This is a genomic window from Clostridium sulfidigenes (assembly GCF_000732635.1).
GTDB lineage: Bacteria > Bacillota > Clostridia > Clostridiales > Clostridiaceae > Clostridium_J > Clostridium_J sulfidigenes.
Map to the genome: position 1 here is coordinate 93,670 of NZ_JPMD01000015.1, position 21,923 is coordinate 115,592.

General features: G+C 28.4%; 28 protein-coding genes. 25 read left to right on the plus strand and 3 right to left on the minus strand.

Annotation, left to right across the window (positions count from 1 at the left end; all coding sequences use genetic code 11):
- Window positions 1–5: 5 nt before the first annotated feature.
- From IO99_RS07140 to IO99_RS07180, 11 genes are all read left to right on the plus strand, one after another.
- Entirely contained in the window at window positions 6–464 is a 459-nt protein-coding gene (locus IO99_RS07140) for a GNAT family N-acetyltransferase (protein ID WP_198028569.1), read from the plus strand.
- Between the two features lie 131 nt (window positions 465–595).
- Window positions 596–820, plus strand: coding sequence for a hypothetical protein (locus IO99_RS07145; protein WP_035131820.1), 225 nt, complete (start codon window positions 596–598; stop codon window positions 818–820).
- Window positions 821–929: 109 nt separating this feature from the next.
- The gene (locus tag IO99_RS18355) at window positions 930–1,415 is read left to right on the plus strand and encodes a GNAT family N-acetyltransferase (RefSeq protein WP_051823984.1); all 486 of its coding nucleotides are present in this window, start codon (window positions 930–932) and stop codon (window positions 1,413–1,415) included.
- A gap of 61 nt (window positions 1,416–1,476) precedes the next feature.
- On the plus strand, window positions 1,477–1,881 hold the full coding sequence (locus IO99_RS19825) for a GNAT family N-acetyltransferase (protein ID WP_278245234.1): 405 nt from the start codon (window positions 1,477–1,479) through the stop codon (window positions 1,879–1,881).
- 34 nt (window positions 1,882–1,915) lie between these two features.
- On the plus strand, window positions 1,916–2,527 hold the full coding sequence (locus tag IO99_RS07155; protein WP_035131822.1) for a class I SAM-dependent methyltransferase: 612 nt from the start codon (window positions 1,916–1,918) through the stop codon (window positions 2,525–2,527).
- Between the two features lie 37 nt (window positions 2,528–2,564).
- Window positions 2,565–3,128, plus strand: a complete 564-nt coding sequence (locus IO99_RS07160; RefSeq protein ID WP_035131823.1) for a GNAT family N-acetyltransferase — start codon at window positions 2,565–2,567, stop codon at window positions 3,126–3,128.
- Complete coding sequence (locus IO99_RS07165; protein WP_035131825.1) at window positions 3,118–4,323, plus strand: GNAT family N-acetyltransferase; 1,206 nt, start codon at window positions 3,118–3,120, stop codon at window positions 4,321–4,323. Before IO99_RS07160 ends, IO99_RS07165 begins: the two co-directional genes overlap by 11 nt.
- Before the next feature lie 17 nt (window positions 4,324–4,340).
- Window positions 4,341–4,472: a hypothetical protein gene (locus IO99_RS19635; RefSeq protein WP_278245231.1), complete on the plus strand. Its 132-nt coding sequence runs from the start codon at window positions 4,341–4,343 to the stop codon at window positions 4,470–4,472.
- Window positions 4,473–4,631: 159 nt separating this feature from the next.
- Window positions 4,632–4,973 (plus strand): hypothetical protein, encoded by a 342-nt coding sequence (locus IO99_RS07170; protein ID WP_035131827.1) that lies wholly within the window; start codon window positions 4,632–4,634, stop codon window positions 4,971–4,973.
- 80 nt (window positions 4,974–5,053) lie between these two features.
- Window positions 5,054–5,542: a GNAT family N-acetyltransferase gene (locus tag IO99_RS07175; RefSeq protein WP_035131828.1), complete on the plus strand. Its 489-nt coding sequence runs from the start codon at window positions 5,054–5,056 to the stop codon at window positions 5,540–5,542.
- Window positions 5,543–5,711: 169 nt separating this feature from the next.
- Window positions 5,712–6,518: a hypothetical protein gene (locus IO99_RS07180; RefSeq protein WP_035131830.1), complete on the plus strand. Its 807-nt coding sequence runs from the start codon at window positions 5,712–5,714 to the stop codon at window positions 6,516–6,518.
- A gap of 78 nt (window positions 6,519–6,596) precedes the next feature.
- Here IO99_RS07180 and IO99_RS07185 read toward each other — a convergent pair whose 3' ends face one another.
- Window positions 6,597–7,862 carry an aminopeptidase P family protein gene (locus IO99_RS07185; RefSeq protein ID WP_035131833.1) on the minus strand — a complete coding sequence of 422 codons (1,266 nt, stop codon included), beginning with the start codon at window positions 7,860–7,862 and terminating at the stop codon, window positions 6,597–6,599.
- A gap of 288 nt (window positions 7,863–8,150) precedes the next feature.
- Between IO99_RS07185 and IO99_RS07190 the strand changes: the two genes are divergently transcribed.
- Both IO99_RS07190 and IO99_RS07195 read left to right on the plus strand, forming a co-directional pair.
- A complete protein-coding gene (locus IO99_RS07190) occupies window positions 8,151–9,044 on the plus strand; it encodes an SPL family radical SAM protein (protein WP_035131835.1) in 894 nt (297 codons plus the stop codon).
- A 65-nt stretch (window positions 9,045–9,109) separates the two neighbouring features.
- The gene (locus IO99_RS07195) at window positions 9,110–9,628 is read left to right on the plus strand and encodes a GNAT family N-acetyltransferase (protein WP_035131836.1); all 519 of its coding nucleotides are present in this window, start codon (window positions 9,110–9,112) and stop codon (window positions 9,626–9,628) included.
- Window positions 9,629–9,726: 98 nt separating this feature from the next.
- Here the strand turns inward: IO99_RS07195 and lepB are convergent, their stop codons facing one another.
- Complete coding sequence (gene lepB, locus IO99_RS07200) at window positions 9,727–10,239, minus strand: signal peptidase I (protein WP_035131837.1); 513 nt, start codon at window positions 10,237–10,239, stop codon at window positions 9,727–9,729.
- 584 nt (window positions 10,240–10,823) lie between these two features.
- On the opposite strand from lepB, the gene IO99_RS07205 reads away from it, so the two are divergent.
- The 10 genes from IO99_RS07205 to IO99_RS19310 all read left to right on the plus strand — a co-directional run bounded on the left by IO99_RS07205 (window position 10,824) and on the right by IO99_RS19310 (window position 17,998).
- Complete coding sequence (locus IO99_RS07205; protein ID WP_035131838.1) at window positions 10,824–11,612, plus strand: alpha/beta fold hydrolase; 789 nt, start codon at window positions 10,824–10,826, stop codon at window positions 11,610–11,612.
- 32 nt (window positions 11,613–11,644) lie between these two features.
- Window positions 11,645–12,199 carry a GNAT family N-acetyltransferase gene (locus tag IO99_RS07210; RefSeq protein ID WP_035131839.1) on the plus strand — a complete coding sequence of 185 codons (555 nt, stop codon included), beginning with the start codon at window positions 11,645–11,647 and terminating at the stop codon, window positions 12,197–12,199.
- 37 nt (window positions 12,200–12,236) lie between these two features.
- Complete coding sequence (locus IO99_RS07215; RefSeq protein WP_035131840.1) at window positions 12,237–12,494, plus strand: TfoX/Sxy family protein; 258 nt, start codon at window positions 12,237–12,239, stop codon at window positions 12,492–12,494.
- Window positions 12,495–12,511: 17 nt separating this feature from the next.
- On the plus strand, window positions 12,512–13,378 hold the full coding sequence (locus IO99_RS07220; RefSeq protein ID WP_035131841.1) for a multinuclear nonheme iron-dependent oxidase: 867 nt from the start codon (window positions 12,512–12,514) through the stop codon (window positions 13,376–13,378).
- A gap of 129 nt (window positions 13,379–13,507) precedes the next feature.
- Window positions 13,508–14,323 carry an alpha/beta fold hydrolase gene (locus IO99_RS07225; protein ID WP_035131842.1) on the plus strand — a complete coding sequence of 272 codons (816 nt, stop codon included), beginning with the start codon at window positions 13,508–13,510 and terminating at the stop codon, window positions 14,321–14,323.
- A gap of 117 nt (window positions 14,324–14,440) precedes the next feature.
- A complete protein-coding gene (locus IO99_RS07230) occupies window positions 14,441–15,058 on the plus strand; it encodes a lactate utilization protein (protein WP_035131843.1) in 618 nt (205 codons plus the stop codon).
- A 195-nt stretch (window positions 15,059–15,253) separates the two neighbouring features.
- The gene (locus IO99_RS07235) at window positions 15,254–15,826 is read left to right on the plus strand and encodes a class I SAM-dependent methyltransferase (protein ID WP_035131844.1); all 573 of its coding nucleotides are present in this window, start codon (window positions 15,254–15,256) and stop codon (window positions 15,824–15,826) included.
- Window positions 15,827–15,877: 51 nt separating this feature from the next.
- A complete protein-coding gene (locus tag IO99_RS07240; RefSeq protein WP_035131845.1) occupies window positions 15,878–16,591 on the plus strand; it encodes a hypothetical protein in 714 nt (237 codons plus the stop codon).
- Window positions 16,592–16,650: 59 nt separating this feature from the next.
- The gene (locus IO99_RS07245; protein ID WP_035131846.1) at window positions 16,651–17,481 is read left to right on the plus strand and encodes an alpha/beta fold hydrolase; all 831 of its coding nucleotides are present in this window, start codon (window positions 16,651–16,653) and stop codon (window positions 17,479–17,481) included.
- A 184-nt stretch (window positions 17,482–17,665) separates the two neighbouring features.
- Window positions 17,666–17,998, plus strand: coding sequence for a hypothetical protein (locus tag IO99_RS19310; protein WP_035131852.1), 333 nt, complete (start codon window positions 17,666–17,668; stop codon window positions 17,996–17,998).
- 73 nt (window positions 17,999–18,071) lie between these two features.
- Here IO99_RS19310 and IO99_RS07255 read toward each other — a convergent pair whose 3' ends face one another.
- Window positions 18,072–19,181, minus strand: coding sequence for an ABC transporter ATP-binding protein (locus tag IO99_RS07255; protein WP_035131854.1), 1,110 nt, complete (start codon window positions 19,179–19,181; stop codon window positions 18,072–18,074).
- Between the two features lie 213 nt (window positions 19,182–19,394).
- Here IO99_RS07255 and IO99_RS07260 point away from each other — a divergent pair, with 213 nt between their 5' ends.
- The gene (locus IO99_RS07260) at window positions 19,395–20,804 is read left to right on the plus strand and encodes a hypothetical protein (protein WP_035131856.1); all 1,410 of its coding nucleotides are present in this window, start codon (window positions 19,395–19,397) and stop codon (window positions 20,802–20,804) included.
- Between the two features lie 177 nt (window positions 20,805–20,981).
- Window positions 20,982–21,761, plus strand: coding sequence for a PHP-associated domain-containing protein (locus tag IO99_RS07265; RefSeq protein ID WP_035131859.1), 780 nt, complete (start codon window positions 20,982–20,984; stop codon window positions 21,759–21,761).
- Window positions 21,762–21,923 lie beyond the last annotated feature (162 nt).

The window sequence follows — 21,923 nt, forward strand, 5'->3', positions numbered from 1 at the left end:
TGAATATGATTAATATTGTAAAGGCAGAATTAATAGATTCTAAAGTTATAACTGAAATTAAGAAACTTGCATACAATGATGAAACATGCAGATTTGGACCAGGAAGGGATGGTGGTCCTTCAGGATATGATTCAGAAGAAGAAACACGAAGACTTATTAAAAATTATTTATGCTATAAGATTATCCTTGATAATGATATAATTGGATTCTTTTGGCTACATGGAGTAGATCAAGAGTTTTATGAATTGGAAGATCTATGTATTCATCCGAAATATCATAATAAAGGTTTTGGATTTAAGACTATGAGGCTAATGGAAGAAATGCATCCGCAGATAAAAAGATGGATATTGGGAACTCCTTATTATAGTGTAAGAAATCAATATTTATATGAAAAAGCTGGTTATAAAAAAACTGGACAATCAGAAGATGGATTTCTGTTCTTTTATGAAAAATTAATTTGTTAAACTATAAAGTTGTATATCAAAGATGATTTAATAAGAACTTCTAAAACATTACTAATAATGTTTTAATAATGGTCAATGAAGCATTGAAGATATTAACTAAATTTTGTTTTAAGCAAAAAGGGGTAAAGATTATGAAAGAAAAAATAAAAAAACTTTTAGGTGCAAACATGGACATAGATTTAACAAGTAATGGCAAGGTTGATTGGAAGCAAAGCTGTTGTCCTTGGAATGAAAAAGAAGGTTCTAATACACATAAATGTGCAGTGAAAAATACTTCAATATGTGAATATTTTTATGGTATTGAGTACCTCGATACAGTAATTTGTTGTTTTCCTAATGAAAATACCAATAGATGATATATAACTAAAAGTAAATATCATATAACTATCTTTATATAGTGAAAGTTTTAAATGAACTTGAAGACAATTTATGGTATGTTAGATTACAAATTTGAGGGGGAGAAATATGAATTTTATCGTATCTACTGGAGAAGTTGATAATGTAATTAATATTATGAAAGAAGTCGCTTCTTGGGGACGCTCTGTTGGATTAAATGTATGGAAGGATGAACACCTTACAAAAGAAAAATTAATGGTAAATGTTATGGAAGAAGATTTTTGTGTGGGAAAAGTTTCAGGAGCTAATGCATGTTGTATGATATTGCAATGGAGTGATACTTTCTTTTGGCCAAATTCAAAGGAAAATGAAGCTGGATATATACATAAACTGTGCGTGAGAAGAGAGTATGCAGGACTGGGTCTACCAGGCAAAATGGTTAAATTTGCAATAGAAGAATGTAAAAAAAGAAATATTAAATACTTAAGATTAGATACAGGATGGAATAATAAGAAATTATGTAATCTTTATAAGAGTCTAGGATTTGAGATAGTTGATAAATTCTTATTAGATAATAGTGGAGCATTTGCATTATTTGAGATGAAAATAGAATAAATAGACTATTGAAATTTGTAATGGCAAGCATTTTCATGTTCAATATTGACCTATATTTGAAATAACAACAGGAGAATTCATTGGCTGCTGTGGTGTACGCCCATTTAAATCTAAACAACACTCATATGAAATTGGTTTTCATCTTCGTAAAAGATACTGGGGTCAAGGTTATGCCCATGAAGCAGCAAAAACAGTAATCAATTATTGTTTTTCTAAATTAAATGCAGACAAGCTTTTTGCAGGACATCACCCACAAAATGTTGGATCTAAAAAACTTTTAGTACGCTTAGGTTTTGAATATATAGGAGATAATTTCTATGAACCAACAGGATTATATTTATGGAATTTAGAAACAGAAAAATGGGTTAGTATATTGGAAAAATATTTTCATATATATCTTAAAAAAGATATTTACTACAATCAACATGAACAGTATAATAGATTGTTTTTATTAGTAAATAAATAGAAAAAATTTGAAGTATAAGGAGTATTGATAAAATATGCATAATCTTATAAATGCTATTCCGTTATATAATTTCTTAAAATATTGTAATAACAATTCCTCTGAAAAAATAATATTAGACTGTGGAGCAGGGGGTTCTAATCCACCTCTTTCTTTGTTTTATGAATTTGGATATGAAACCTATGGAATCGAAATATCTGAAGAACAATTAGAAAAGGCAAGAGCATTTTGTATAGAACATAATACAGATTTAAATATTATATTTGGTGATATGAGAAAAATACCTTTTGAAAATGAGTTTTTTAATTTTTTGTATTCTTATAATACGTCTGTTCATATGAAAAAAGAAGATTTCTCACTTGCTTTATCAGAATTTTATCGAGTGTTAAAACCTGGAGGACTATGCTATGTGAATTTTTTAGGTGAAGAGTGTGATACTTATGGCATAGGAAAAGAAATTGGTGAAGGGGAGTTTTTACAAATTGAAGATAATGATGAAGTGATCTATTGTCATTATAAGGATAACGAAATTGAGCAAGCCCTTACAAAATTTGAAGTTATATATAAGGAAAAGAAATCAGTAAAAAGAAATATCGATGATAGAGAAAATACATCAGTTTATCTTGAATATATACTAGTGAAAAAGTAATTGAATAAGATTAGTTGTATAATTGGGGGATGAATCAATGATTGAAATTAGACAATTAAAGGAATCTGACATGCAGCAGGCCTTAGAATTAAAGATTTTGTGCTGGACGGAAGAGTTGGCAGGTAAGGCTGAAAACACCCTTTCAGTTTCTCAAGAATTAGACTTCTGGGTAGAGTGGATGCATACAGGGAAAGAAAATAATGATGTTCGCTTGTTAATTGGAGCATTTGAAAATGACAAGATGCTTGGAGTAGCCTTTAGCAGTTTTGCAGAAACCTTTGATATACCTGAAAAGGGTATAGAGTTAAATGGTCTTTGGGTATATCCTGACCAACGAAATAAAGGGATTTCTCTCATTATGATTATTTATATATTGAATTTCTACATGGCTATAGGTATGGAAAAGATTGTTGTCTATAACCATCATTATGCAGCATCAAATCAGTTTTATCACAAATTTTGTGGACAAGTTGCCAAACAAGAATATCAGATGGAGGGTAAACTTTTGGTGGATGTATTCTTAACAGACATATTATCAATGAAAAGTAGAATGGAGCAATCTCTAAAGAAATATATAGGAGAATATGCCTATGAAAATTAAAAAAATTAAAGCTGAGAATATTGAGCAAGTAAGGGAGCTACACGTATATTGTACAGGCCGTCAGTGGACTGATAGTAAACCAGCAAAGGATGAATTATCATTTTATACTCCTGATGAAATATTAGGAATGTTTGATGAGGAGAAACTAGTAGCTATGATAAGGAACTATACATTTAATCAGTCAGTGAGAGGTGTAATTAAGAAGATGGGAGGGGTTTCCCATGTGGCTACTTTTCCTGAATATCGTTTGAAGGGATATGTAAAGGACTTAACAAAAGCAGCATTTTTAGATATGAAAGAAAAAAATCAATCTGTTAGTTTATTACATCCTTTTAAAGAAAGTTTTTATAATTCTTTTGGGTATGTGGGTACAAATGACAATTTGCTAATTAAAATTTCTTTAGATGGATTTTTTCATTATTTAAAAGATATATCAAAAATAAATGGTGAATGGGAAGATAAAAGAGTAAGAGCTATTGAGGTGCAAGAGGAATTTGAAGCATTTAAATTTGAACTTGATTTGTTGGAGCATCATGGACTTGTTTTTCTCAATAATATGTCCAAGGAGTATTGGATAGAAGATCATGGTGGTGTAATTGTAGTATTTATAAAGAAAAATAATAAAACTATGGCAGCAGCAAAGTATATTAAAATAGGATCAGGAGAAAATGGAAAAATTTTTGTGGCAGAAATGTATTGGAAAGACATAGAAAGCAGAGTGATGTTATTCAGATATTTTGCAAAACACAAAGACCAATTTTCACATATAGAATTAAGAGTTCCATATGGTACTAATTTTTGGACATGGTTGAATGATCCAATGAGGCCTTTTGAAGTAAAGATTAACAATAATCCATGGATGGTAAGAATTATAGATGCAGTAGAAGCAATGAATGATATTAATGTAAATTTAGAAGGTCACATTATTTTAGAATTATATGATGAACATTGTCAGTGGAATAATGGTATTTATAAGTTAGAAGCTGTGGATAAGAAACTAAAAATGAGTAAATATGAGAGTGGAAAACCACATGTAAAGATGGATATAAAAGGGCTTACCGCACTATTGTATGGTGTATATTCTGTAGAAGAGCTTGAATTTAAGGAGTGGATTATACTATCAGATTCAAAGTTTAAAATAATATTAGACCATTGGTTTCCTAGAAAGTTTCTTTATAATCCATATTATTTTTAATGGTGTAGTTTGTAATAATGATTTTTAAAAGATTTAACATGGAATTTTATAATTGCAGTATAAGTATTGTTAAATGTGATGAGATAAGTAATAAGATAGCTGTGAAATGCATTAATGATACAGGGCATTTGGACGAAATAGGAGAGTAGAAGTTATAGGAAGAGTAGATGGGCTTTGAAGCTGATACTCCATTATGCTAATAAAAAATGATATTCATGGAGATAATTAGCTTTTAATTTGAACATATGTTATAATATGGTAAAAAAGGTTGTGCTTATTAAATATTGTGTAGCATTGGGGGAGTTAAAATGAAAATAAAATCACATACGAAACTTAATTTATATTCCTTTATATCTATTGGGATTAGTGCAGTTATATATTTTATATTTATGATCATGGATATATTTTATCCACCTAAAGATAATGAGTTATTTTTACTAATCACCATATCATTAATTTTAGTAATTAGTATTATTGGAATGATATATAGCATTTTAAGTTCAAAATCACTAAGAGAAAGAGAGATTAATAATATATGTGTTCCTAAAGTGGATTTATTTTTAACAATCGCTGCCCTAATTATAAATGTTGGTATTGTAGTTTTAACCCTACCAGCGCTTATTATTACTATAAAATTTATGTATTTTTAAGTGAAATATATTTGTATGTAGGTTATAAAATTTTTGAGTTTGATATCTTGTACTAATTATTTATAAAGGAGGATAAGTAAATGAGCATACAACTTAGAAAGAGGTTAATTAACCAAATAGAAAAACCATTTCAATTTAAAATCAGTGACCTAGTTTTAGAAGGAGCAGAGTTAGAAAGTAAATTAAATACTTATCTATCAATGTTTATAGAGGGAACCTTAGACCCTGACCTTTCTAGTAAAAAACCAGATAAGTTTATTGAAAATCTTAGGAATAATATTTTGGGAGATTTTTCGAAACGATATATTATAACTGCACAATGTAAGGATGAAGTAATAGGTATTTTAATAGCTTTACCTGGAAGTGTGAATGAGATGCATATTTATTCACTGCATGTTGCACCAGATCATAGAAATAAAGGAGTTGCTTCTACACTATTAGCTACCTGTGTAAATGATATGCATAAAAAGAATATAGAAGATATTATTATAGATGTACATATAGACAATAAACCTGCCTATGATCTATATAAAAAATTTGGATTTATTGAAGTTGAGAATATAATTTAATAAAGGAATAATGTTAAGTATATTAAAGCCATAGATATTAATAATTAAATTAAATAAAAAATAATAATGAATATTTAGAAAATATGCTATAATAGAAATATTAAAAACAGAATAATTATAATTTAGTTTTAATAGTGGTAACAATTATCTAAAGAACGGAGGAAGGCTTTTGATATACATTACAGAACCTGGATTTGAACCGAAACATATAAATCCATTTACAGATGAAAGATATACTGATGATTGGATTGTATTTTGCTTAACTAATTCTAAGAATTATGAAATAACCAATGGAAGAGGAAATTCATCTGTATATACTTTAAAGGTAAGTAAAAAGTGTAAGCAATGGGAATTTAATCTTATGGATTTTATAGAATATGAAAATAGCTATTGTAAAAATATGATTTTGTCGGTAAATGAGGAAGACTTAATTAAAGCAAAGGAAGCATATGAGAATCATCATTATAATGAAGCTTTTTTAAGGGGAAATGAACCTAGGGTTCTTATTCATAGTACAACAATGGAAAATTGGGAAAAAATTAAAAACGATGGATGTTTAAAGTCGTGGAATATACTAAAAAAAGAAGGCAGTAACTACAAGGACAAGCCTATAGGTGAGCTTCTTGGTGATCCAAAGGACTATAGTGATTATATTATGTTTTCTAATGGGAATGTTTCAAGTGAAGTCGTTGTATTATCCAAGGAAAATAATAAAATTATTATGGATGAGAAAATGAAATATAAAACAGGTGCAAGGTTATATTTTGATATTGAAAAAATAGCTAAAGATGGATTATTAGTTCGTGATGGTTGTCATCTAAAGGTAAAGAGCATGTTACCCCTAGATAAATATCTAATCTGGACTGCTACATGGGAAAATCTTAATATAGAAAATAAATATTCTACACCTGAAAACTTTACAAAAATAGCAAATGAGACCTTCAATTCTCTCTTTGGAGATGCACTTATTAAATAAAAGTTTATATATTAAAAAAGGAGAGAAATAAATTTGTGTTTACACAAACTTACTTACTCTCCTTTATATTTTAAATGATTAATAAATTTTTTGTTTTTGACATTTCTTCATAAATTCTTCGATTTCTTCAACAGTTTTTATAATCTCATCAGACAAGACTTTACATCCATTTTTAGTTATAACTACATCATCCTCAATTCTTATTCCTATGCCTTCTTGGGATAAATATAGGCCAGGTTCTACTGTAATTACCATGCCTTCCTCAAAAGGAGTATCATAATCTTCTACATCATGGGTATCTAGTCCTAAATGATGACTTACTTGATGATAGTAATAATTAGACAATTCACTTTCATCTTTTATTATACCAAGGTCAATCAATCCTTCTGTTAAAGCTTTTTTTGTAACCTCATTTATTGACTGAAAAGTATGACCTGGTTTAAGAGCTTTTATAGTTTCAAGTTCAGCATTTAATACTATATTATATATTTGCTTTTGTCTTTCAGTAAACTTACCGTTAACAGGGAAAGTTCTAGTTATATCTCCATGATAATAATTCCATGCTGCACCTACATCACATAAAACCAAAGAGTTATCATCAATTTCACAATTATTCTGTTCATAGTGAAGAATTGTTCCATTTTTTCCACTGGCAATTATACTTGGAAAGGCAAAATCTTTCACACCATTGTTTTTTAATGCAAAATCGAAATAGGACTCAAGTTGATATTCCATAATATTAGGTTTAGCATTTTTCATCATCGCTTCTATTCCTAATTTAGTTTTCTCTATAGCAGCCTTAATTTCTTTAATTTCCTCTTTTTCTTTGCACATTCTTAGAATAGATAATTTAGGATATACGTTGTGTATAAATACCTGAGAGTATCTTTCCTTTAAATCTTTGGCAAAGCAACCATTAGTAGTTAAATCATCTTCATAGGCATCTTTTTCTAAATCTAAATATATATGAGTTAAATTCTTAGTTGATATTAAACTATTTAAATCTCTTTTAAAGCCATCTATAAATCTAATATCATTTATTCCAGATATTTTTTTAGCATCCTCAACATTAATACTCTTACCTACCCACTTAGCTCTTTTTTCATCAAATTTTCTGATATAAAGTCTTTCTTCTATATTCCCATTTCTATCTTTAATAACTACAAGATTTATATGCTCTTCATCAACTCCACACAGGTAATAGAAATTTCTATTTGGTGTGAACTTATAATTATAGTCATTTGATTTCTTAGGTGCTTTTCCAGCAAACATTATTAATATGGATCCATTAGCTAATTCCATTGATAACTTTAGCCTATTCTTCTTGAAAAAATCTTTATTCATCTCAAACAACCCCTTCATTAAGTAATAGATAATAGATAATAGATAATAGATAAGTTCAAGTCACATAAAATTTTTATAAAAGATATTTATATAATAATATTAACCTAATTTCAGTCTATAGTAAATGATTACATAAGTGAAAATATAAAAACTTATTCATGGATAAAAATAATTTTTTTCTTAAAGATATCTCTAATATACATATGTATGGTAAAATATTACCTATAAGTAAGGAATGCAATAATTAGTTTTTATATTCCTTATAATTGTTATATTGGAGGTGAATAAATGGCAAAGATTAGAGAAATTACTTGTGATGTAGCGTGTAATAAATTAAAAAGAAAAATACCCTTTGCATGGGATTTAAATATATATAGAGGGTGTGAACATGGTTGTAAATATTGTTATGCTATGTATTCACATCAATATTTAGATTCAGATAAATATTTTGAAGACATATATGTAAAAACTAATGTGGTTGAACAATTGGAAAAACAACTGAGTAGTCCTTCGTGGAAAAGGGAAGTTGTTAATATTGGAGGGGTAACAGATAGCTATCAACCAGTAGAAGAACAGTATAAACTAATGCCGGATATATTAAGACTTATGATAAAATATAAAACACCATGCATTATTTCAACTAAGTCAGATTTAATTTTAAGAGATTATGATTTAATAGATGATCTTTCTAGGGTTACCTATGTAAATATAGCAGCTACAATTACATCTATGGATGAAAATATACGAAAATTAATTGAACCAAATGGAGTAGAATCTTTAAAACGATTTGCAATGTTAAAGGAATTTAGTAAAACCAATGCATCTACTGGACTTCATTTTATGCCTATTATTCCATATATAACAGATACTTTTGAAAATATAAATTCTCTATATTTTCATGCTAAAGAATGTGATGTGGATTACGTTCTACCAGGAACTCTTTATTTAAGAGGTAGTACAAGAAAAGTATTTTTAGATTTCATAAAGAAAGAATTTCCAAAGATATATGATGACCTACTATTATTATATAAAACTGGTGGAGCAAATAAGGAATATAAAAATAATTTATATAAAACAGTAAATGCTTTGAGAGAAAAATATGGTTTATCAAGTAGTTATTCCAAACCAATGAAAGAAAAGTTAAATCAAGAATGCCATACTCAATTATCAATTTTTGATTGAAATTGGAAAATATAATACAAATGGCAAATTGGAAAATATTTAAAGTGTAGAAAGGTATTATAATTATGATGAAGATAAAAAATTACAATGAACTTATAATTAGAAAAGCAACAGTTGAAGATTCTAATGAAATTGTAATGTTAGTGAAACAAGTAATGGGCGAGGTAAGTTTCTTTCCTAAAGACCCAGACGAATTTGACTTAACAGCTGAAGACGAGGCAGAATATATTAAAAATACATCTTTATTTTTAGTAGCAGAGATAAATGAGAAAATAGTAGGTTCTACCACATTACAAAGGGGTAGAACTAAAAGGACAAGTCATGTTGCAGATTTTGGTATAACAATTTTAAGGGAATACAGTGGGTTAAAAATAGGAACTTTGTTAATGGAAGAGGTTATAAAGTGGTGCAAAGAAAATCAAGTTGAGAAAATTGAATTAGAGGTTTTTGAAGAAAATACACCTGCTATAGCACTTTATAAAAAGTTCGGATTTGTTGAAGAGGGAAGAAAAAATAAAAACATAAAAATCGAAGGGGAATATAAAAACACATTGTTACTAGCTAGATTTTTAAAAGAAAATTAAGAGATAAAGTTAAATCGGATATAATAGTAAATAGGAGTAGGTATATTACTAGCAACATATCTATTCCTATTTTTAATGTATAATAATTATTCTTTGAGTTATTTTCTAAATTTTAATGCTACAGAATTTATTAAAGTTTTTGATATTGGCCCAAAGTCACGAGAATCTACGCTATCTAATCTATTATCCCCCATGACAAAGTATCCATCAGGTGGAATCGTAAGGTTTAAATCATCTTTGCTGGATTGACTATAATAGGCATAGGGTTCATCTAGAAGCTGCCCATCAATATATACTTTGTTTTCCTTGATTTTTATATTTTCATTAGGGAGTGCTATAACACGCTTAAGCAAGTTATAACTACCTTCATTATCAGCTTTAATAGAAACTAAATCTCCACGCTTAATTTTTTTCAAATCAGATTTAATAAGAAGTAGTTTGGAATCATCTGATAAAGTTTTTTCCATAGATTTCCCAGAAACAGTTGAATAGTATATACCTATTTTAAAAACTAAAAGTCCGCCTTGTAGGATAAAAGCAATAGATAATAAAATAACTATTAATAGGAATTCTGGTTTAGGTATAGACTTTCGTTGTAACCACTCCTTCATATGAAAAACCTCCAACATTGAATTATAAACATAATTACTACTCCTAATAAATAGGCCGTAGGAATAGCAACTAATAAACATTTACCTAAGTCTAGGAAAGAATATCTTTTCAAAACAAGCACATCCTTCTATATAATATTTTTATTAAATAGTAGATATATATTAAAACCTGACCAGATGCATTATCAAATTATCTCTATACTGACCTTCATGAGATTCTCTTTTTTTAAGGATTTTTATAGCCTTGAATCCACATCTTTCATAACATTTAATAACACATTTATTCAGCCTAAGATTTAATGAGGGTTAAGTCTATTATACTATTATTTACCATATTGGAATATATATTGATTTAAAAAATTTTTTTATATTTAGGGAAATAGATTAAGAAAAATACTTACTGATAAGAATAGATAATTATTATGAATATACATAAATAGAAAAAATTTGTAATAAACTTGAAGGTTTTGTATAATAAAGAAAATAAATAATTGTAAAGATTAACAATGATAAGGATTAAAGTTCAAAAAATATTAGAGATAATATAAAAATTGTCTAATATATTTATAAAAGGGAGTAATTATATGATTAAGATACGAAGGTATGGAAGCCAACCATATGATATAGCAGTTATTCACGGAGGACCTGGTGCTCCAGGGGGAATGGCTCCAGTAGCAAAAGAATTGTCAATGAAATATGGAGTTCTTGAACCTATGCAATCAGCAAATTCTATTGATGGACAAGTTAGTGAACTTAAAAAATTGCTTGAAAATAATGGACAATTTCCAGTAACACTAATTGGTCACTCATGGGGAGCATGGTTAAGCTATATTTTTGCATGGAAATATCCTGAATTAGTAAGTAAGGTTATACTTATAGGAAGTGGATCCTATGAAGATACTTATCTTTCATCAATGAATAGTAAAAGAGCTAAAAGACTTACAGAAGAAGAAAACTTAAGAGTTGGGACATTATTTCAATTATTAAATGAACATAATAATCCAAACAAAAAAGAAGTATTGCGTGAATTTGGAGAATTAATGGCAAAGGCGGATTCCTATAGTCCAATTTCTATTGAAAATGAATCTCTAGATTTCCAACCAGAAGTTTTTCAAAGTTGTATGGAAGAAATAAATAAATTAAGAAGCAACGGGGAACTTTTGGATTTTGGAAAGAATATAAAATGTCCTGTAATTGCTATACATGGTGAATATGATTCTCATTCTTTTGAAGGGGTTGAAAAGCCCTTATCAAAAGCTATAAAGAATTTTAAATTTATACTATTGAAAGAGTGTGGACATAACCCTTGGAATGAAGCTTATGCTAAAGATAAATTTTATGAAATAATTTTCAGTGAGTTAGATTCAAGATAAGATAAAAGCACTAATTTAAGGGGAGAGTTAAAATGAGAAGGAATGTTTATGAGCAGTGCCCTATATTTAAAAATGATTTTATTACATTAAAAAAGACGACAACTATAGAAGCAGGGGAATTACTAAAGTGTTATTCAGATAAAGAGGCTGTTAAATTCTTCAATTCTGATAACTGTAATGGTGACGATTTTTATTATACAACAGTTGAAAGAATGGAGCAGGCAATTAAATTTTGGGATTTTTCCTATGAGAATAAATACTTTGTGAGATGGACAATCACTTTGAATGATACAAATGAAAAAATTGGGACTATTGAAATGTTTAAAAGAGAAGCAGAAGATGAGTTTAACAATTATGGAGTATTGAGAATAGATTTGCAGAGTAAATATGAAAAACAAAAATATATAGATGATATTTTAGAAATTGCAAATGAGAATTTTTTTGATCTATTTAATGTTGAGCAAATTCTTACAAAGGCAATTCCAAATGCAACTGAACGTATTGAGTCATTAAAGAAAAAATCTTATGTTCCGCTAAATAGAAAAATGATGATGTATGGTGATTATTTTATAAGAACCAAAGAATAAATTTTAAATTAAAGAATTTTAATATGGGAGAAAAGGTATGAGTAAATTATCTGACTTACCTAATATAGGTAAGAAACTAGAAGAGCAACTTAATGAAGTTGGCATAGAAACTATTGAGCAATTAAAAGAAGTTGGGAGTAAGCAAGCATGGCTAAATATTAGAGCTATAGATAGTTCTGCATGTATTAACAGATTATGTGCCTTAGAGGGAGCAATACGAGGAATCAGATGGCATTCTCTTTCAGAAGAAGTAAAAAGGGATTTAAAAGCATTTTATAATACAGTCACTATTTAATTAGAAGGAGAATTAATATGATGATAAAACTCGGATGTAACTATTATCCAGAAGTTGTAGAGCTTGTTGAAGAAGGAAAAATAGATATAGACTATTTTAAATATCCTGGACTTGGATATCAAATGGATGTCTTTAAAAAAGAGGATTTGTCTGATTATAAGCAATTTGTATCACAAACAAATAGGGTTCGTCCAGTAATGATTCATGGGCTAGGATTAAAACCACATAATATTTGCTCAAAAACATTTATTCAAGATTTAGATATAGACTATGTGAAACAGATTATTAAATTGTCAGGAGTTAATGGAATTTCACTTCATTTAGCAGGTGTTGATTCTTTATTATCGAGAAAGCAAAGTAAAGAAATTATTATTAATAACATCAAGTATCTTAAGGAACAATTTCATAATTTAGATTTTATATCCTTCGAAAATGCTGATGGGAATCCCTATAGTAAGAATGGTGAACTTGGAATATGCATCGAATCTAATTTTATCTCTGAGATTATATATGAAACAGGTTCAGATTTTCTATTAGATATAAGTCATGCTTATTGCTCATCAAAAAAATTAAAGGTTAATTTCGAAACTTATTTATATGAATTACCTATAGATAAAGTTTATGAAATACATATTAATGGATGGATTGAAACGAAAAGTGATATTATGTCTCATACTAAAATAAATGAGTTAGGGTATAGAGCATTGAAAAAACTTCTAAAAGAATGTAATCCTAAAATGATTACATTAGAATATGGAAGAAATAATGATAGAATTAACACAGGCATTCCTATAATATCACCAAACAATATATGTAATGAGGCTAAAGAGGAAATTATAAGTCAAATTACTAGATTAAGAGAAATATTAAATAATTATAGATAATTTAAATTGAATAGTAATAATTTATTGGAAAGCTAACAATATATTGGGTAAGAATTATGAAAATAACTCACAAAATATTTCCCAATGAATAATCTATCAATATAGTTATTTCATTGATGGAGGTAATGAGTGGGATATTATATCAAAGTTGAACCAAATGTGAAAGTTTATGTAGAGGATCTTAATCCAGAAGGAAAGAAAACAATTGTATTTTTACATGGTTGGCCTGGTAACCATAATCTGTTTGAATATCAGTTTGACCAACTTCCAAAGTATGGGTATAGATGTATCGGAATAGATACCAGGGGTTTTGGAGATTCTGATAAACCTTATGATGGATACGATTATGATCGTTTATCTGATGATGTTAGATGTGTAATAGAAGCTCTAAATCTTAGAGATTTCACACTGGCAGGACATTCAACAGGTGGAGCTATGGCTATTAGATATATGGCTCGTCATAAAGGGTATGGAGTATCTAAGCTAGTTCTTATATCTGCAGCAGCACCTAGTCTTATTAAGCGTAAAAACTTTCCTTATGGATTGGATAGAGAAGAAGTTGTTAAAATTATTAATGGGACATATAATGATAGGCCTAAAATGCTGAGAGATTTCGGAGATATATTTTTCTTTAAATATATATCTGAACCATTTTCTCAGTGGTTCTTTAATCTTGGATTACAAGCAGCAGGATGGTCTACAGCGGCTATTGCAAACACGTGGCTAGGTGAGGAAAAATTATTTTCTGATTTAGAGACTATAAGAGTTCCAACATTAATTCTTCATGGCATTCATGATAAAGTGGTTCTATTTGAGTTAGCTGAAATTCAAAATCAGTGTATTAGAAATTCAAAACTTGTACCATTCAAATATAGTGGTCATGGAGTATTTTACGATCAGAAAGAAAAATTTAATGAAGAATTAATGAGATTTGTTGAAGAATAGAAGCTTATAACATAGGAGTATTTAATAAAAAATTAAAATGTTTATCTATAGAATACCGTACTATTCATTAATGTATATACGGTATTTTCTATATGAAATTATTATGGAGGTATAATCATGGATACAAATACTATAAATAAATTAAAAGAAAACTTTAGGATGAGAAATATAGAGGTTGAATGTTTTGAAGATTTAACTGAAGTTAAGAATCATATATTAAAAATTATAGATGAAGAATGTACCATTGGAATTGGTCATTCAGCTACCCTTCAGAAAATGAATATAGTAGAATCACTGATGGACAGAGGAAATATAGTTTATGATAAAGAACTTGGAAAAACTAAGGATGAAACTAAAATGCTGAAAAAGAAAGCTCTTATAACTGATTGGTATATTACCGGTTCTAATGCTGTGACCACTGATGGGAGAATTATCAATGTGGATCATAGTGGAAATAGGGTAGCAGCAATTACTTTTGGACCAGATAAAGTAATTGTAGTTGTAGGTAAAAATAAAATTGTAGACAATGTTGAAGAGGGAATAAAAAGAGTTAGAAATATAGCATGTCCTTTAAATGCAAAAAGAGCAGGTTATAATCCACCCTGTGTAGAAATAAATAGATGTGTAGATTGTACATCAAAGGAAAGGGTTTGTAATGTGCTTTCCATAATTGAGGGACAAGCGAATAAAAATAGGATGAAATTATTTATAGTTAATGAGGAATGTGGTTTTTAATATGTATTTTAAGGTGGGAATACAACTATGAAAATATTGATAGCAGTTTTATAGTACCTGATTATAAGCGAGAAGATATTTATCATAATATAGATGGATATAAAAGGAAAAGTATTATTAAAACTTTTATAAGGGAGATTCAAGATTAATAAGAGGATATATCAATACGACTTGATTAAATTAGGGGGGTATAGTATGGAGTACATGGGAAATAAGGAATATTGGGATGATAAATTTGAAAATAGAAGTGACAAGCCTTTAAGTGCTGAAAAATCAATAATTGAAAATATAGGATACTTTAAAAAAGGATCTGTTCTTGATATAGCATGTGGAGATGGTAGAAATACTTTATTTTTTCTTGGAGAAGGATTTCAAGTAACAGGAATTGATTTTAGCAATAAAGCACTTGAAAGGTTGAATAGATTTGCAAAAAGAAATAATTATTTGGTTCATACAAAGCAAATTGATTTAAGTGTAATTAATTCTTTAAAAAATATTGGAACATTTGATAATGTTCTAGTTAACCATTATAGACTAAGCAAGAACCAGCTTGAATATGTGAGAGAATGTATAGCTGATGATGGCATTTTATTTGTATGTGGTTTTGGATGGAAGCATAAAGTAGATACTAAAATTAGAAAAGATGACTTGATTCAGCAAACTGATTTTGAAGATTTAAATAAGTCATTTAAGTTAATTAAATATAGTGAAAGTCAAGATGATAGGGGTTTTATTGTTACGTATATTTTTAAAAAGATAAAATCTTAATATATAATGGATGAATAGAAAGAACATATTAGAGAGGTTAGGCGTAATAAAATGAAGAATAAATGGTTTTGTTATATAAAAATTGATGAAGAAAGTAATTCCGTGTTTACATCAGGAATGACCTTTAAGGACTTTATGAGTGGAATTAAAGAAACACCTAATAACATTCTAGTTTTAAAGGGATTTCCAAATGAGGGCAATTGGGGTCATAAGTTAGGTTTTGAATATATTTTGCAGAATAACATGGAAAGTTTTATAGAAGAAGATGTATATAGTTATGGAGATTTTTGTTGGGTAGATTTTCAATGTGAAGATGATCTTGAGAAAGTTAGTAATGAGGAACTGGCAGAGTTATTGTATTTAGCACATCGAGTTGAACCTTTAAGGAAGTTTACTTTCCATAGTTTACAAAATAGATATGCTTATCTTTGTCATGATGATGATTATATAGTAAAGGTTTATATGAATGATATAAAAGTTTATAAAGAGGTTATTCATCACAAAATTCTTAGTGAGTTAAAGGGAAGAAAAAGAAGTATTGAGCCAGTACCATCAGAGATATTAGATAAACTTTATGATATGTTTAAGGATGGGGCAGCATTTGATTTTGAGAATGCATATAGTAATGGGGTCAACATATATCCCATCAAAAAAGATGGTTATATTGATGATATACACAAAAGTCTTGATAGAAAGAGAAATATACCTGGATGTGGAATATGCCTTGATTATAATCCTAGAACTAAAAAGTGGATGATATACTAGAAGATCCAGATGGAAACACTATTGAAATAATAGGAAGATATTTTAAAGAGGTGAAATAAATGTATCTAGAAATGAGGGATAAGGTTAACTTGTATGTAAAGCAATCAGGACAAGGTATTCCATGTATATTTGTCCATGGTGGACCAGGGGAAGGAAGTCTTGATTTTGAAGTATTAGGCGGAAATGCATTAGAAGGTTTTATGAATATGATATATTTTGACCAAAGAGGAAGTGCAAGATCAGAAGGAGACGAGGAAACTGATTACTCTATTGATAGACTTGTAGAGGATATGGAGGAAATTAGAAAAAAACTAGGCATATCAAAGTGGATAGTTATGGCTCATTCCTTTGGAGGAATTATTGCAACAAACTATGCTCATAAGTATGGAGAGGCTATAGACAAGCTTATTTTATTAAATGTTACTCTTAGCATGGAAGACTCATTTAAGAGTCAAATAGATCATGGATCAAAATTATTATCTGAAAATGAATTAAAGTCCATAGAGGCTAAATCATATATGGAAAAATGGCAACAGATAGTTACTAGACTTATTGAAAAAGATATCTTTTATAAACTGCAATATAAGGAATATGATAATTTTTTAAAATTAAGAGAAGTAAGTAATACAATAGATAGTTTTAATACATCCATGGCAAATCAAGGACTTAGCAATAAAGAGTATTTAAAAAATTATTTTGATGTTACTATAAAAATAAACATTCCAGTCCTTGTAATAGCTGGCAATGAAGATTATGCTGTAGGACTAGATCATCATGAAAATTTTATATTTCCTAATATGAAGATTAAAATTATTTCAGGAAAGCACATGTTATATATGGAAAATAAAGAGGAAGTTAAGTCAGTAATTGAAGCATTTATAAAGAGCTAATTTAAGTAGCAAAGATGCTGAAACCCGCATGAACAGAACAACTATTTAAATAGTTATATAGTTATATATTTTTATATATGACTATATAACTAGGTTCATATGTTAATATTTATATAGTTTTATATTTGTGGGAGGATATGGACATCTTAGTAAAGTTATAAGTTTTAGAAAGGGGATTAATTCCTTGGAGTATTTTGGGTTAATTGCATTTGTACTAGTCCTATCTCAGATGGGATATCCATCGAAAATAAAAAAATTAGAAGGTGAATTAAAGAGTTTAAAAAGAAAGATTAAGGGGGAAGAGGCCTTGTCAAAGTTGTTAAAGGAACTAATTGGTGTGAAATGTATTATTAGTTGCGAGGGAGCTCCAGTATTTATCGGTAAAAGCGAAATGGAATGTGAGGTTCTTGACGTAGATGATGAGTGGGTTAAGATAACCTATAGAGATAAAAAGGATGTTATTAAAACTAATATTATCCGTATTGAAAGCATAGATAATATAGAGATAATAAATTAGATAATCAAGTAAAGGCTAATAATTAAGCACCTTCTTAAAATTTTTAAGAAGGTGCTTTTTAAAATTAATAATATTAGGTATTTATTCTTTCTTCTGTATCTTTATCAAAAAAATGAAGTTTGCTAGTATCAATTGCTATATTTATTTGTTCTGATTTTATATCTGCAGAAGATGGGACTTTTGCTATTAACTTGTTACCATTACAATCTAGATATAAGTATGATTCTGATCCCATTAGTTCAGTAATATCAACTTTAGTCGAAATAATATTACTTAGACTATCTTTAATAGTGTTATTCTCAATATATATATCTTCAGGTCTAAAGCCTAAGATAATAGATTTATTTGCGTAGTTGTTAAATAAAGACTTAATTTTATCTGTATTAGGTAATTTAATTGTAATGCAATTAAGTTTAGCATAAAAATTGTTAGAGTTGTTTATAAGAGTAACTTCTAGGGTATTCATTTTAGGAGATCCCATGAATTCTGCTACAAATAAGTTACAAGGATTATTATATAGATTCATAGGGGTATCTACCTGTTGAATAAGGCCATCTTTCATTAGTACAATCCTATCTGCCATGGTCATTGCTTCTGTCTGATCATGGGTTACATATAGAAAGGTTGTACCTAAAGTTTTATGTAGCTTGATTATCTCAGCTCTCATCTGAGTTCTAAGCTTTGCATCTAGATTTGATAGAGGTTCATCAAGTAGAAACACCGATGGATTACGAACAATAGCACGTCCTAGTGCAACACGTTGACATTGCCCCCCTGACAGCTGCTTAGGTTTACGATATAATAGTTCTTCAATGTCTAGAGTTTTAGCAACTTCAGTGATCTTTTTATGAATTTCATCCTTTGGTACCTTTTTCATTTCAAGTCCAAAAGCCATATTTTTATATACAGTCATATGGGGATATAGAGCGTAACTTTGAAATACCATGGCAATATCTCTATCCCTAGGAGCTACATTGTTTACTAATTTATCACCAATGAATATTTCACCCTCTGTAATACTTTCAAGACCTGCAATCATTCTTAAAGTTGTAGATTTTCCACATCCTGATGGTCCAACTAAAACAATAAATTCCTTATCTCTTATTTCTAAGTTAAAGTTTTCAACAGCAATATTGGTTTCATCATATTTTTTAACAATATTATTAAAGGTTATATTTGCCATTTTATTACTCCTTTTCATAAGATTTAAATAGGATAACATAGATTATAGCATACTTATTTGAAAGTTTTCATCATATTTTCTTTAAACTATAAAGATTTATATATTTTGGTAGAATATTATAATATATAGTATATTAATTATGAAAGTATATATTATTTGTTTTAGGGGTGTTTACAGTAAATTTAAATGCAAATAGGATTGTGGGGGAAAATGATGTTTAAAAGTTTAGGAGAAAGCACAGTAACTTTAGTAATTACTATTTTACTAGTAATAGCTTTAGCTACATTATGTGTATTTCTATTTTCAAAGTTACTTGAGGGGTATAATTTAAAGAAAAAAAAGAAGAGTCATGAAGAACAAGTAGAAGCAGTGGTTGCAGTTGATGAAAAAGCTTTTGACATTAAAGATGATATAAGGGAAAAAGTTAATAATCAGATAAGTAAAGTAAAAAGAGATGTTATAGAATATGCAAATGATAGAGTTAATAATAGTATGTCTGATGTTTTAGCAACCACTATGAAAGGGAAAAAAAGATTTGTGGAGAAACAGATAGTCAATGAAATAGGAGAAACTGTTAATAATACTTATGAAGATGTAATAAAAGAGGCAAGAAACAAATTTTCACAGAATAATGAGGAGCTCATAGAAATTATAGAAACTAAAATAAAAAATTATGTTAGTGATAATAGTGAAAAAGATTACAGGGGAATTAATAAAGAAATAAATGAGCTTTTAAATGAAAGTATGAATATTTATACTAAAGAAGTAGAACAAATTTTAACTAGACAGAGCACTTCATTAAAGATGCAAATAGGAATGAATATAGACAAGCAGTTCAAGTCTATGAAGGGAGAAATTAAAAATAGTAGTAACATAAATTTAGATGGCTTTGAAAAAAGCTTAAAGAGTCATACTAATAATGTTATGGATGTTTGTATAAGACAAAGTGAGAGACAAATTAATCAAATGGTGGATAACATTACTGATGAATTTGAAGAACTAAAGAAAAAAGGAAATTATGAAAAAATAAGTGAAAATATTAAAAAGAATATAGAAGAGTTAGAAGAGAGTTATATGACTTCAGTTCAGAAAAATGTAGATTGTACTATAGAAATAGTGAATAGCTTATCTCGACTAGGGGTAGCTGATTATAAAACTATAAAGGATGAAGAAATCATTGATATTTTCAAAGAAGCTTTAATTGCAGCTAAAAGCGAAATAGACATAGTTACTCCTTGGATAAATAATCATGTAATGTATAAGGAAAAAGTTTATAGTCTTTTGAAAGAGGCATTAAACAGAGAGGTTAAGGTTAGAATAGTTTATGGCTTAGGTTCCAATAAGGATTTGAATATGGAAGAAATGGAAAGAGGATCAGAAAGAATAGCAGATATCATTAAAGATGATTTTAATAACTATGGTAAACTTTTTGAAATAAAGAAGGGTGATACCTGTGAAAGGGTATTGATTTGTGATGAAAATCTTGCTCTTATTGGAAATTTTAATTTCTTATCCTTCCATGGAAAATACTCAGAAAATAAGAATTTAAAAAGTCAAGTTGTAGCAGTAATTACAGAAAAAAGAGCCATACAAAGACTTAGAAAAGAAAAAATCAGATTTTAATTTTGCACAAAGACTGTCTCAAAATTATTTGGGGGCAGTCTTTTATTTATGTGTAATGGATGAGAAGCAATTCAGATATGGGGAACTTACTGGTGTTATTTCTATATAATGATAAGAAGAGAGAGTTTACAGTTTAGATTCTAGATTTTATCAGTAATTTTATGAGGAGAAGTTAATATGAACATAGATTTTCATGTCCATGGATTGTTGAGTAAAAGAAAAGATTTTAATGAGAGATTTTTTAATGAGGAAATTGAATATGCAAAGCAATGTGAATTAAATGGAATAATTATGTGTGAACATTTTAATGCTATAAATTTTAAAGAAATATATAAATATCTTGAAGAAAACTATGAATACAAAGATCATAGGTATTTAGTTAAAGGAGTTTCTGTTTTTCCTGCTATGGAAGTGAGCATAAAGGATAAGGGACATGTTGTTTTAGTAGGAAGGAGAGAGGCTATATTAGAGATTCATGAAGGGCTAGAACATTATATGAATAGAGAAAACTTAGTGGAATTTAAAGAGTTATTAGATTTAGCTGATGAGTATGGATGTTTAAAAATAGGAGCACATCCTTTTAGGAGAGGACATAAGTTATGTAATCATCCTGAAGAACTACTAAAGAGATTAGATGCTATAGATTTAAATGCTAAAGATATATTCAAAAAAGGTGAAGAAGAGGTAAGAAGAGAGTTATATGAATTATCTAGTAAAATAGGAGTTAATGTAATTACAGGTAGTGATAGTCACACTCCATTACAATTGGGTGGGATATATACTAAACTAGATAATCCATGTTATACCATAGAAGAGCTTAGATTAGCTATAACTAGTGAAGATTATTCTATAAAAATAGAACCCTCCTTAAATTTTAGAGTATACACTTCTAAAATATTAAAAAGATATTTGATTGCTAGAACAGATTATAACAAAGATATGGAGTTTACTATATAAATAGAGTTCTTAGGGAAGATACTAATTAGAAAGAATTAGTAGGTGAAGTTTATAATGAAAGAGTTTTAAAGAGAGAGGATTAATATGGGGTATTTTTTGTGTAAAATTAAAAAAAAAGAGGAAAAAACAAAAGAAAAGAAATAATAAATATATATCAATAGA